Consider the following 11,434-nt stretch of genomic DNA (forward strand, 5'->3'; position numbering starts at 1 on the left):
CCAGGGCGGCATTCTGCTCGAACTGCCGCGTGAGGGGCGGGAGTTGAGTTCGAGTAAGAGTACCCATACGGGTGGTTCCTCGGAAAGTTCCTGCGGCAAGTGAGGAAGTTGTGAATTCCCTGTCGCCGCAAGGGTGATCCCGCCAGGTGATCTTAGTGGACGCCGTGGGGTGCTTCGTCCTCGGAAAGGCCCTGAGGGGGCCTCAGGCCGCCGCTGACGACCCGAGTTCGGCGATCCGCTCGCCGTCGCGGGTGCGCGGGCAGGTGGCGCAGGTGTCCTCGGGGCGCAGTGTGTAGTACATGCAGCAGCTCACCCGCTCCCGGGTCGGCAGCGGCTGCCCCGTCGGGCCGGTCGGCACCCGGAAGGCGGCCGAGCCGACGTACGGCTCGGTGGCGCCCGGCAGGAGCCGGCCGAGTTCGCGTACTGCCCGCTCCTCGTCCCCGAGCAGTCCGGCGACGTACCAGAGCCCCTCGACGATCTCGTCGGTCGCCATGCCCCACAGCGGGCGCCCGCGCCGCCGCATCCCTGGCCCGAAGGCGCCGAGGACCGGTTCCAGGTGCTCGGCCGCGGCCGCCCGTACCTGCGCGCGCAGCGCACCCTCGTCGGCGACGACGACCGCGCCCGGCAGCGCCGCCGCCGGGTCGTACGGCAGGCAGGCGAAGGAGGCGACGCGTACCGTCATGCGGCCGGCCGTGCGGTCGTACGAGACATGCGTCACGGGCAGGCGCGGGACCCGGCGGTCCAGGAACCACGGGAGGGTGATCAGGAGGCAGGCGGCCCAGCCGTAGCGGTGCAGGCCGAAGCCGGCCACCACGTCCGGGCGGCCCGGCCGGCCGTAGTCCCGCAGGATCTGGTCCTCGTCCCAGGAGAGGAAGGCGTCCAGACCGGGTCCGCCCGCCGCGAGTTCGGCGGCGCCGACCCAGCCGCCGCCCCCGGGGGGCCGGATCGCCCGCACCCAGCTCCGTGACCGCCAGGTGGGGGCAGACCTCGCCGAGGCGGGCGTAGGCGGCGGAGACGGGGGAGGTCACCGGCTACCACCGATCGGGTGCGGGCCGACTATCGGATAAGTAAGCCTTACCTTACCCATTCGTTCGGAAGTTTGAACTATCGCCTTGTGCGCCTAAGGTGCTTGACGGACAAGTGACAACCCGCCGTTAATGACCCGAGTGCCGACGAGCCGGAGGAGGCCCCGTGGACCAGCGCGCGCACGCGGCTCCCGCCGAGACGGCCAGGGTGCCGGCGCAGACGCGGTCCGAGGAGACGGCCCGGGAGGCGACCGGATACACCGCCGGCACGCCGGCCGCGCGCGGCGAGCACACGCACGGTGAGCGGCCGATCCCGCAGCCCAGGCCCGCCGTGCAGCGGGCGTCCGTGCGGGGACAGATCCTGGACGCGTTGCGTACGGCACTGGTGAGCGGGGAGCTGGCGCCCGGTGAGGTGTACTCGGCGCCGGCGCTGGGGGAGCGGTTCGGGGTCTCCGCGACGCCCGTGCGCGAGGCGATGCAGCAGTTGGCCCAGGAGGGCGCGGTCGAGGTCGTGCCCAACCGCGGGTTCCGGGTCGTGGAGCGGGGTGCGCGCGAGCTCGCCGAACTGGCCGAGGTGCGGGCGCTGATCGAGGTGCCGGTGCTGATGCGGCTCGCGCGCAGCGTTCCGGCCGAGCGGTGGGTCGCGCTGCGGCCGCTGGCGGAGGAGTCGGTACGGGCGGCGGCCACCGGGTGCCGGGCCACGTACGCGGAGACGGACCGGGCCTTCCACCGGGCGGTGCTGGCCCTTGCGGGCAACGACCAGTTGGTGCAGATCGCGGAGGACCTGCACCGGCGGGCACTGCCGCCGCTGCGCGGGCCCCGGGCCGAGTTGATGGCGGACGCGTCGGAGCACACGGCGTTGCTGGAGGCGTTGATCGCGGGGCAGTTGGATGCGGTGCGGGCTTTGGTGGCCGGGCATTTCGCCGACGTGAGGTGACGGGTGGGGGGCGTTTGCGCGGCAGCCTGATCGCGCCGTAGGGCTGGGGCCGGGTGCGGCTGGTCGCGCTGTTCCCAGCGCCCCGTGCGGGGCGCCGGGAGTCGCGTCAGTTGCCCTGTGCCGTCTTGTCGTACGCGTCGTGCCAGGCGGCCTTCGCGCCGGAGTCGCCTATCCGGTAGACGTCCACGACCGCACCGGCCGCCACGGCCACCGACAGCACGCCCACGACGATCCGCACCGGAAGGCCCGACAGGCGTCCCGCCACGCTCCGGTCCGCCTCCGCCGTGCCGCGCCGCGCCGCCCACCACACCACCGTGGCCAGCACGAACAGACCCACCGTCCAGGGCAGGAGTTCGTCACCCAGCGCGGTGTGCCGGCTGACCAGGGCGTCAGCGGTCACGTGCCGTTCCAGCCAGTCGCCGGCCTGCATCGTCAGCGGCACGCTCGCCAGGGCGACAAGGGCGAGCGAGGGCAGCAGCACGCCCAGCCGTCGGGCGGCAGGCGGCCACAGCGCGGCCGCCACCAGGGCGAGGGCGGTCAGCGGGACCAGGACGACCACGATGTGGACCAGCAGGACATGGGCCGGCAGGCCGTTGACGGTGCTCATGGCGAAGCGCTCCTGAAGGGGGGGTCGGGGGCGCGTCAGCCTGGCACAGCGAACTCTCAGTTTCCTCTCAGTCGGCTCAGGCGGTCGCCGCTCCCGGGGCGGGCGGTGTCAACTGGCTTGACAGCCACGTGGGGACACCGCCCAGCAGCCGGAACAACCTCCCCGCCTCCTCCCGCAACCGCGACGCCTCCGGCTCCGACTCCGTGTCGGCCAGGGAGGCGAGTGCCGGGGCCGTGCCCACCAGGTAGCCCAGCTCTTCCCTGATCCGCAGCGACTCGGCGAAGCCGTGCCGTGCCTCGCTCAACTCCCCGTCCCGCAGGGCCAGTCCGGCCAGGTGACGCCAGGTGAAGGACAGCAGCAGCGGGTCGGCGTGGGCCGTGGCGGCCGCGTGGGCTCGGCGGTAGGCCGCCCGGGCCGCCTGCGGGGAGCGGGTCAGGTTCTCCGCCAGCAGACCCCGGCGGAAGTCGAGCAGGGCCCGTCCCGGCGCCCCCGGAGGGATCAGTGCGGCCGCCCTCCCGAGCGCGGCCCGCGCCTCGTCGGCCCGGTCCCGCACCCCGTGCAGCGTGGCCGCGTAGGCGAGTTGGCCGCGCTCGCACGCGGCGGCACCCCGCTCCTCGTCGGTGCGGGCCACCGCCTCCGCCGTCCGCAGCGCGTCCTCCGCCTCCTCCCAGCCGCCCTCGGTGTAGAGACACCGTTCGACCATCAGCCCCGCCCGCTGCAGGGAGTACGCCGGCGTGTCCGACGGCAGCAGTGCCGCCGCGTCGACCCAGCAGGCCCGCGAGCGCAGCCGCCATACCGCGGTCTGGAGCGGATCGTCACCGTCGGTCGTTCCGTTCCCAGCCACGGCGGAATACGCCACGTTGCCCTCCCCGGGGTCCTGCCCTTCGGCTCAGCCCGGGCTCGCGGGGCGCGGCACGCGCATCTGCGGCGTTGTCGTCGGTCGCCGGCGCTCCGCGCCGACTCCCTCCTCCGCCGTGCAGCTGCACGCACCACGTCCCGCTCATCGGCGTCGAAAGGCGGGATGCCCCGACACCGACCTGATCCGAAAGGGCAGGCCCAGCGCGCCGTCGAGCTGTGAAGTGGTGGCGGCATTCCAGCACCGATCACCGGGCGGGGCCAAGAGGGCGGGTGAATAATTTCACAAAGTCGTGGGACAGCGGCGGCACTTGACGCGAGCCGGTCGCGCGCCCGCGCGACCTCAGCTCATCCGCAATGCCAAGAAGAAATCGAGCTTGTCCTCCAGCCGAGAGAGGTCCCGGCCCGTCAACTGCTCGATCCTGCCCACGCGATAGCGCAGCGTGTTGACGTGCAGGTGGAGCCGGGTGGCGCAGCGGGTCCAGGAGCCGTCGCAGTCGAGGAACGCTTCGAGGGTCGGGATCAGCTCGGCGCGGTGCCGGCGGTCGTAGTCCCGCAGGGGGTCCAGCAGACGGGCGGTGAAGGCGCGGCGGACGTCGTCGGGGACGAAGGGGAGCAGCAGGACGTGCGAGGCCAGTTCCTGGTGGCCGGCCGCGCAGACCCGGCCGGGGCGGGCGGCGGCCACCCGGCGGGCGTGCCGGGCCTCCTCCAGGGCCCCGCGCAGTCCCTCCGCCGAGTGCACGGCCGCACTGACGCCGAGGGTGACCCGGCCGTCGTCGTCCAGGCCCGCCGACAGCGGGCCCCGTACCGACTTCAGGAGGGCGTCGGCGTGGATGCCGGACTCGGAGCCGTCGTGCTCGGCGGAGACGGCGGGCAGCGGCACCAGGGCGATCGCCTCGTCGCCGGTGTGGCCCACCGCGATGCGGTCGGAGGGCTCCGGGCCGGTGGCCAGCGGGTCGACCAGGATCTCTTCCAGCAGGGACTGGGCGACCGGGCCGCCCTCGACCAGTCCGCCGTCCCATTCGACGCGGGCCACCACGACCTGCCAGTGCGGAGCCGCGCCCAGACCCGGCAGCAGGACAGGAGCGGCCACCCGCAGGCGCGCGGCGATCTCCGCCGGGGCTGCGCCCGTCTGGACCAGCTCCAGCACCTCCTGGGCGAGCCGGCGCCGTACCGTACGGGCCGCGTCGCGGCGGTCGCGCTCCACGGCGATCAGCTGGGTGACACCCTGGAGCAGGTCGAGCCGCTCCTCGGGCCAGTCGCCCGCGTCCGCCTCCACGGCCAGGAGCCAGTCCGAGAGCACGGTCTGGCGCACGTCCCGCGCGCCCTGCGGGGAGCGGCCTCCCCCAGCTACCGCTGTGCGGTGCCCCCAGGAGCGGATCGGGAAGAGCGAGTACGTGGTGGTGCCGAGGAGGACGCGGTGCGGTCCCCGGCGGGCGGTGCGGGTCGCGGCCAGGTGCTCGGCTGCCAGTTCGGCGCAGACGTCGGCGGGCAGCGTGGGCCCCGAGACCTTGGACCCCGCGATCAGGCGGCCCATCGAGGAGAGCACCCAGGCCCGCAGGTCGAGGTCCGAGCCGAGCAGGTCCAGGACCACGTCCGGGCCGCCGCCCGCCGGGCCCGAGGTCATCATCCGGCGGTGCCGGTCCACGACGGCCGCGAGGTCCCCGGCACGCTCGCCGCTGACCTGCCGTACGACATACTCGGTGATCGTCGCGAACGCCACCGACTCGTGGACCGCGAAGAGCGGGAGGCGGTGCCGGGCGCACGCCACGACCAGGTCGTCCGGCACGTCCCCCAGCTCGGCCTCACCGGCCGCCAGCGCGGCCACCCCGGCCTGTACCAGGAGTCGTACGAACGGCTCGGAGTCGGCGGCGTCCCGGCGCCAGGCCAGGCCCGTCAGCACCAGCTCACCGCCGGAGAGGTAACGGCTGGGGTCACGCAGGTCCGTGGTCATCACCCCGCGCACCGTGCGGTCCAGCTCGTCCTCGCCGCCGAGCAGCCGCAGGCCCAGCGCATCGGTGTCCAGCAGTGCGCGCAGCCGCATCTCGTCGCCGCCGTTCTGTGTCTCGAAATCTATGATGAATCCTGCAGTGTCATGAGTGAGGCGCCCGGCGTGCGGGGGCACGGGCCGCGATCGTGAGGTGCCCGGGCGTTTCCTGCGTTTCCACGGGGAATCCAGGAGGTTACTGATGTCCTCCGTTCATACGAATCTACAAGATGCCCGTGTTGGCCAGCCAACTCCTTCATGGTTTCGGTGACTGACCCCGCTGGAGTACGGGGCGGTGTACTGGCCTCATTCCGCGTTAACAGGACATGAACGAGCCGGGCCCGCCGCACACGGATTGGCTCAATCCCCACGACTCACGAGACTCACGAGACGGAGAAGAGAGCCGGTCATGGACTTCCTTCGCCCCGCCAGCTGGGAGGAGGCGCTCGCCGCGAAGGCCGAGCACCCCACCGCAGTGCCGATCGCGGGTGGCACCGATGTGATGGTCGAGATCAACTTCGACCACCGCCGGCCCGAGTACCTCCTCGACCTCAACCGCGTCGGCGATCTCTACGAATGGGAGGTCGGCGAGGAGAGCGTCCGGCTGGGCGCCTCCGTGCCGTACACCCGGATCATGGAGAACCTGCGCACCGAGCTGCCGGGTCTCGCCCTCGCCTCGCACACCGTCGCTTCCCCGCAGATCCGCAACCGCGGCGGCGTCGGCGGCAACCTCGGCACCGCCTCCCCCGCCGGTGACGCCCACCCGGCGCTGCTCGCGGCGGGCGCCGAGGTCGAGGCCGAGTCGGTGCGCGGCTCCCGGCTCATCCCCGTCGACGACTTCTACACCGGCGTGAAGCGCAACGCGCTGGCACCGGACGAGCTGATCCGCGCGGTACATGTGAAGAAGGCCGACGGGCCCCAGCAGTACTCCAAGGTCGGCACCCGCAACGCCATGGTCATCGCGGTGTGCGCCTTCGGGCTCGCCCTGCACCCCGGGACGCGGACCGTGCGCACCGGAATCGGCTCGGCCGCTCCCACGCCGGTGCGCGCCAGGACCGCCGAGGACTTCCTGAACGCGGCGCTCGACGAGGGCGGCTTCTGGGACAACGGAAAGATCATCACCCCGTCGGTCGCCAAGCAGTTCGCGGACCTGTGCGCCGCCGCCTGCAACCCGATCGACGACGTGCGGGGCACCGCGCGCTACCGCCGCCACGCGGTCGGCGTGATGGCCCGCCGGACGCTCACCTGGACCTGGGAGTCCTACCGCGGCACCACTGAGCAGAAGGGGAGTGTCGCCTGATGCGCGTCAACTTCACGGTCAACGGACGCCCGCAGGAAGCCGACGACGTCTGGGAGGGCGAGAGCCTCCTCTATGTGCTGCGCGAGCGGCTCGGTCTCCCCGGCTCCAAGAACGCCTGCGAGCAGGGCGAGTGCGGGTCGTGCACGGTACGGCTCGACGGGCTCCCCGTGTGTTCGTGCCTGGTCGCCGCCGGTCAGGTCGAGGGCCGGGAGGTCGTCACCGTCGAGGGGCTCGCGGACTACGCAAAGCAGCGCGACTGCGGTACCTCGTGCGGGACTTCGTTGGACGAGGCCAAGGACTGGGCCGCCAAGGGCACCGACTCCCAGACCGGCGAGGGCACCGAACTCTCCACGGTCCAGCAGGCGTTCATCGACGCCGGAGCCGTGCAGTGCGGCTTCTGCACCCCGGGTCTGCTGGTCGCCGCCGACGAGATGCTGGAGCACAACCCGAACCCGACCGACGCGGACATCCGCGAGGCGCTGTCGGGCAACCTGTGCCGCTGCACCGGCTACGAGAAGATCATGGACGCGGTCCGCCTCGCGGCCGCCCGGCAGGGAGAGGCGGTCTGAGCCACATGCCCACCAACGGCGCTCCCACCAAGATCACCCAGGGGTCTCACACCAAGGGTGGCATCGGCGAGTCGACGCTCCGCCCGGACGGCAACCTCAAGGTCACCGGCGAGTTCGCGTACTCCTCCGACATGTGGCACGAGGACATGCTCTGGGGCCAGATCCTCCGCTCCACCGTCGCGCACGCCGAGATCATGTCGATCGACACCGGCGAGGCCCTGGCCACGCCCGGCGTCTACGCGGTCATGACGTACGACGACCTGCCGGCCGAGGTGAAGAACTACGGCCTGGAGATCCAGGACACCCCGGTCCTCGCGCACGGCAAGGTACGCCACCACGGCGAGCCGGTCGCGATCGTCGCCGCCGACCACCCGGAGACCGCCCGCCGCGCGGCCGCCAAGATCAAGGTCGAGTACCGAGAGCTGCCCGTCATCACCGACGAGGCCTCGGCGACCGCCCCGGACGCGATCCTCGTCCACGAGAACCGCGACGACCACCACATCGGGCATGTCCCGCACCCCAACATCGTGCACCGCCAGCCGATCGTCCGCGGCAACGCCGACGAGGCCGCCAAGAAGGCCGACGTCATCGTCAAGGGCGAGTACTACTTCGGCATGCAGGACCAGGCCTTCCTCGGCCCCGAGTCCGGCCTCGCCGTGCCGGAGGAGGACGGCGGCGTCCACCTCTACATCGCCACCCAGTGGCTGCACTCCGACCTGCGCCAGATCGCGCCCGTCCTCGGCCTGCCCGAGGAGAAGGTGCGCATGACGCTGGCCGGGGTCGGCGGCGCGTTCGGCGGCCGCGAGGACCTGTCGATGCAGATCCACGCCTGCCTGCTGGCGCTGCGCACCGGCAAGCCCGTCAAGATCGTCTACAACCGCTTCGAGTCCTTCTTCGGGCACGTCCACCGGCACCCGGCCCGCCTGTACTACGAGCACGGCGCGACCAGGGACGGCAAGCTCACGCACATGAAGTGCAGGATCGTCCTGGACGGGGGCGCCTACGCCTCCGCCTCCCCGGCGGTCGTCGGCAACGCCTCCTCACTGAGCGTCGGGCCGTACGTCATCGACGACGTCGACATCGAGGCCATCGCGCTCTACACCAACAACCCGCCCTGCGGCGCGATGCGCGGCTTCGGCGCGGTCCAGGCGTGCTTCGCCTACGAGGCGCAGATGGACAAGGTGGCCAAGCAACTCGGCATGGACCCCGTGGAGTTCAGGAAGCTGAACGCCATGGAGCAGGGGACCGTCATGCCGACGGGCCAGCCGGTCGACTCCCCGGCACCGGTCGCCGAACTCCTGCGCCGCGTCACCGCGATGCCGCTGCCGCCGGAGCGCCAGTGGGAGAGCAGCGAGGGCGCCGACGTACGGCAGCTGCCCGGCGGTCTGTCCAACACCACGCACGGAGAAGGCGTCGTACGTGGCATCGGCTACGCGGTCGGCATCAAGAACGTCGGTTTCTCCGAGGGCTTCGACGACTACTCCACCGCCAAGGTGCGCATGGAGGTCATCGCCGGCGAGCCGGTCGCCACCGTGCACACCGCGATGGCGGAGGTCGGCCAGGGCGGTGTCACCGTCCACGCGCAGATCGCCCGCACCGAGCTGGGCGTCACCCAGGTGACCATCCACCCGGCCGACACCCAGGTGGGCTCGGCGGGCTCGACCTCGGCCTCCCGGCAGACGTACGTCACCGGCGGCGCCGTGAAGAACTCCTGCGAACTGGTCCGGGAGAAGGTCCTGGACCTCGGCCGGCGCAAGTTCGGTTCGTACCACCCCGCTTGGGCCACCGCCGAGCTGCTGCTGGAGGGCGGCAAGGTGGTCACCGACGGCGGCGAGGTGCTCGCCGACCTGGTGGACGTGCTCGGCGACGACGCGGTCGAGATCGAGGCGGAGTGGCGGCACCGGCCGACCGAGGCCTTCGACCTGCGCACCGGCCAGGGCCACGGCCATGTCCAGTACAGCTTCGCCGCCCACCGTGCGGTCGTCGAGGTCGACACCGAGCTGGGTCTGGTCAAGGTGATCGAGCTGGCCTGCGCCCAGGACGTCGGCAAGGCGCTCAACCCGCTCTCCGTCATCGGCCAGATCCAGGGCGGTACGACGCAGGGCCTGGGGGTCGCGGTGATGGAGGAGATCATCGTCGACCCGAAGACGGCGAAGGTCAGGAACCCCTCCTTCACCGACTACCTCATCCCGACCATCCTCGACACGCCGACCATCCCGGTCGACGTCCTCGAACTCGCCGACGACCACGCCCCGTACGGGCTCCGTGGCATCGGCGAAGCTCCGACCCTGTCGTCGACCCCGGCCGTCCTCGCGGCGATCCGGAACGCGACCGGGCTGGAGCTCAACCGCACGCCGGTCCGTCCGGAACACCTCACCGGTACGGCGTAGCAGCAAGGCCCTCCGGGCGGCGCACGGAACGTCACATACTCCGCGCCGCCCGGAGCACCCCCACCAAGAGCCGTACCGCTCACGGAACTTGGGACGGTCACCACCACATGAAGTTGTTCGTCTCGGGCCGTCTCCCGGGTCGTGCACATCCCAAATCCCGTCGCCCTGCGGAAGGCAGGCACGGGTGCCCCTGTGAACCTTGGGAGACGGCACCATGACCCAGCAGTCACTGGAGCCCAGGACGACGGCCGTAGACGCGGGAGAAGGCACCCGCGTCCCGGCCGGACGGTCCTGGCTCGACCGGTACTTTCACATATCCCGCAGAGGATCCTCGGTCGCGCGCGAAGTCCGCGGCGGCGTCACCACCTTCATGGCGATGGCGTACATCCTCCTGCTCAACCCCCTGATCCTGTCCGGCAAGGACGCGGCCGGGGACACCCTCGGCCAGAAGGCCCTGATCACCGCGACCGCGTTCGCGGCGGCGTTCACCACGCTGCTGATGGGCTTCGTCGGCAAGGTGCCGCTCGCGCTGGCCGCCGGCCTCTCCGTCTCCGGTGTGCTGTCCTCACAGGTCGCCCCGCAGATGACCTGGCCGCAGGCGATGGGCATGTGCGTGATGTACGGCGTCGTCATCATGCTCCTGGTCGTCACCGGCCTACGCGAGATGATCATGAACGCGATCCCGCTCGCCCTCAAGCACGGCATCACCATGGGCATCGGCCTGTTCATCGCCCTCATCGGCCTCTACAAGTCCGGCTTCGTACACCAGGGCAAGGCCACCCCGCTCACCCTCGGCCCGGCGGGCGAACTCACCGGCTGGCCGGTGCTGCTCTTCGCCGGCACGCTGCTGCTGATCTTCATGCTCCAGGCCCGGAACGTCCCCGGTGCCATCCTGATCGGCATCATCAGCGGCACGGTCGTGGCGGCCGTACTGGACGGCCTCGGGGTCATCGACCCCAAGCAGTGGGCGGGCGGCGCCGCTCCCGCACTGCACGGCACCGCCGTCTCCATGCCGGACTTCTCGCTCTTCGGGCACGTCGAGTTCGGCGGCTGGGGCAAGGTCGGTGCGATGACGGTCGCGATGATCGTCTTCACCCTGGTGCTCGCCGGGTTCTTCGACGCGATGGCCACCATCATCGGCGTCGGCACGGAGGCGCAGCTCGCCGACGACAGGGGCCGGATGCCGGGCCTGTCCAAGGCGCTGTTCATCGACGGCGCGGGCGGCGCGATCGGCGGCGTGGCCGGCGGCTCCGGACAGACCGTTTTCATCGAGTCGGCGACCGGCGTCGGCGAGGGCGCCCGCACCGGACTCGCCTCGGTGGTCACCGGCCTGTTCTTCGCGGCCTGTCTCTTCTTCACCCCGCTCACCGCGATCGTCCCCCAGGAGGTCGCCTCCGCCGCCCTGGTGGTCATCGGCGCGATGATGCTGATGAACGCCCGGCACGTGGACTGGGCCGACCGGGCCACCGCCATCCCGGTGTTCCTGACGGTCGTCCTGATGCCCTTCACCTACATGATCACCACGGGTGTGGCCGCCGGTGTCATCTCCTACGCCGCCATCAAGGCAGCTCAGGGCAAGGCACGGGAAGTCGGGGCATTCATGTGGGGCCTGACAGTGATCTTCCTGGTCTATTTCGCCCTCAATCCCATCGAGAGCTGGCTCGGCGTCCACTAGGGCCTGTTGCGAAAGTCCCGCCTGCCCCGCGACGCCCGGCACGCACTCTCGCCGCACCGGGCACAAACCCAAGTACGTCCAGTACGAGG

General features: G+C 71.6%; 8 protein-coding genes and 1 pseudogene. 5 read left to right on the plus strand and 4 right to left on the minus strand.

Annotated features, from left to right (window positions below; all coding sequences use genetic code 11):
- Positions 1-202 precede the first annotated feature (202 nt).
- A pseudogene (locus ABZ396_RS38195) lies at positions 203-1,028 on the minus strand ((2Fe-2S)-binding protein).
- 163 nt (positions 1,029-1,191) lie between these two features.
- On the opposite strand from ABZ396_RS38195, the gene ABZ396_RS38200 reads away from it, so the two are divergent.
- Positions 1,192-1,962 carry a GntR family transcriptional regulator gene (locus ABZ396_RS38200; RefSeq protein ID WP_358926665.1) on the plus strand — a complete coding sequence of 257 codons (771 nt, stop codon included), beginning with the start codon at positions 1,192-1,194 and terminating at the stop codon, positions 1,960-1,962.
- A 106-nt stretch (positions 1,963-2,068) separates the two neighbouring features.
- Here the strand turns inward: ABZ396_RS38200 and ABZ396_RS38205 are convergent, their stop codons facing one another.
- From ABZ396_RS38205 to ABZ396_RS38215, 3 genes are all read right to left on the minus strand, one after another.
- A complete protein-coding gene (locus tag ABZ396_RS38205) occupies positions 2,069-2,569 on the minus strand; it encodes a DUF2231 domain-containing protein (RefSeq protein ID WP_358926664.1) in 501 nt (166 codons plus the stop codon).
- Between the two features lie 76 nt (positions 2,570-2,645).
- Positions 2,646-3,428, minus strand: a complete 783-nt coding sequence (locus ABZ396_RS38210) for a hypothetical protein (RefSeq protein WP_358926663.1) — start codon at positions 3,426-3,428, stop codon at positions 2,646-2,648.
- Between the two features lie 339 nt (positions 3,429-3,767).
- Positions 3,768-5,468 carry a PucR family transcriptional regulator ligand-binding domain-containing protein gene (locus ABZ396_RS38215; protein WP_358926673.1) on the minus strand — a complete coding sequence of 567 codons (1,701 nt, stop codon included), beginning with the start codon at positions 5,466-5,468 and terminating at the stop codon, positions 3,768-3,770.
- Positions 5,469-5,820: 352 nt separating this feature from the next.
- Between ABZ396_RS38215 and ABZ396_RS38220 the strand changes: the two genes are divergently transcribed.
- The 4 genes from ABZ396_RS38220 to ABZ396_RS38235 all read left to right on the plus strand — a co-directional run bounded on the left by ABZ396_RS38220 (position 5,821) and on the right by ABZ396_RS38235 (position 11,345).
- A complete protein-coding gene (locus ABZ396_RS38220; RefSeq protein WP_358926662.1) occupies positions 5,821-6,711 on the plus strand; it encodes a xanthine dehydrogenase family protein subunit M in 891 nt (296 codons plus the stop codon).
- Positions 6,711-7,280, plus strand: a complete 570-nt coding sequence (locus tag ABZ396_RS38225) for a (2Fe-2S)-binding protein (protein WP_358926661.1) — start codon at positions 6,711-6,713, stop codon at positions 7,278-7,280. The genes ABZ396_RS38220 and ABZ396_RS38225 overlap by 1 nt, the downstream gene beginning before the upstream one ends.
- A gap of 5 nt (positions 7,281-7,285) precedes the next feature.
- Positions 7,286-9,670, plus strand: a complete 2,385-nt coding sequence (locus ABZ396_RS38230; RefSeq protein WP_358926660.1) for a molybdopterin cofactor-binding domain-containing protein — start codon at positions 7,286-7,288, stop codon at positions 9,668-9,670.
- A gap of 214 nt (positions 9,671-9,884) precedes the next feature.
- Positions 9,885-11,345 (plus strand): NCS2 family permease, encoded by a 1,461-nt coding sequence (locus ABZ396_RS38235; RefSeq protein ID WP_358926659.1) that lies wholly within the window; start codon positions 9,885-9,887, stop codon positions 11,343-11,345.
- Positions 11,346-11,434 lie beyond the last annotated feature (89 nt).

The sequence above is a fragment of the Streptomyces sp. NPDC005866 genome, from assembly GCF_040629895.1.
Taxonomy (GTDB): Bacteria; Actinomycetota; Actinomycetes; order Streptomycetales; family Streptomycetaceae; genus Streptomyces.

What these genes read in the sequence shown, in the direction of transcription:
- ABZ396_RS38205 (WP_358926664.1), bottom strand. Translation starts at nt 2,569, where the DNA reads ATGAGCACCGTCAACGGCCTGCCGGCCCATGTCCTGCTGGTCCACATC.
- ABZ396_RS38215 (WP_358926673.1), bottom strand. Translation starts at nt 5,468, where the DNA reads ATGCGGCTGCGCGCACTGCTGGACACCGATGCGCTGGGCCTGCGGCTG.
- ABZ396_RS38220 (WP_358926662.1), top strand. Translation starts at nt 5,821, where the DNA reads ATGGACTTCCTTCGCCCCGCCAGCTGGGAGGAGGCGCTCGCCGCGAAG.
- ABZ396_RS38225 (WP_358926661.1), top strand. Translation starts at nt 6,711, where the DNA reads ATGCGCGTCAACTTCACGGTCAACGGACGCCCGCAGGAAGCCGACGAC.
- ABZ396_RS38230 (WP_358926660.1), top strand. Translation starts at nt 7,286, where the DNA reads ATGCCCACCAACGGCGCTCCCACCAAGATCACCCAGGGGTCTCACACC.
- ABZ396_RS38235 (WP_358926659.1), top strand. Translation starts at nt 9,885, where the DNA reads ATGACCCAGCAGTCACTGGAGCCCAGGACGACGGCCGTAGACGCGGGA.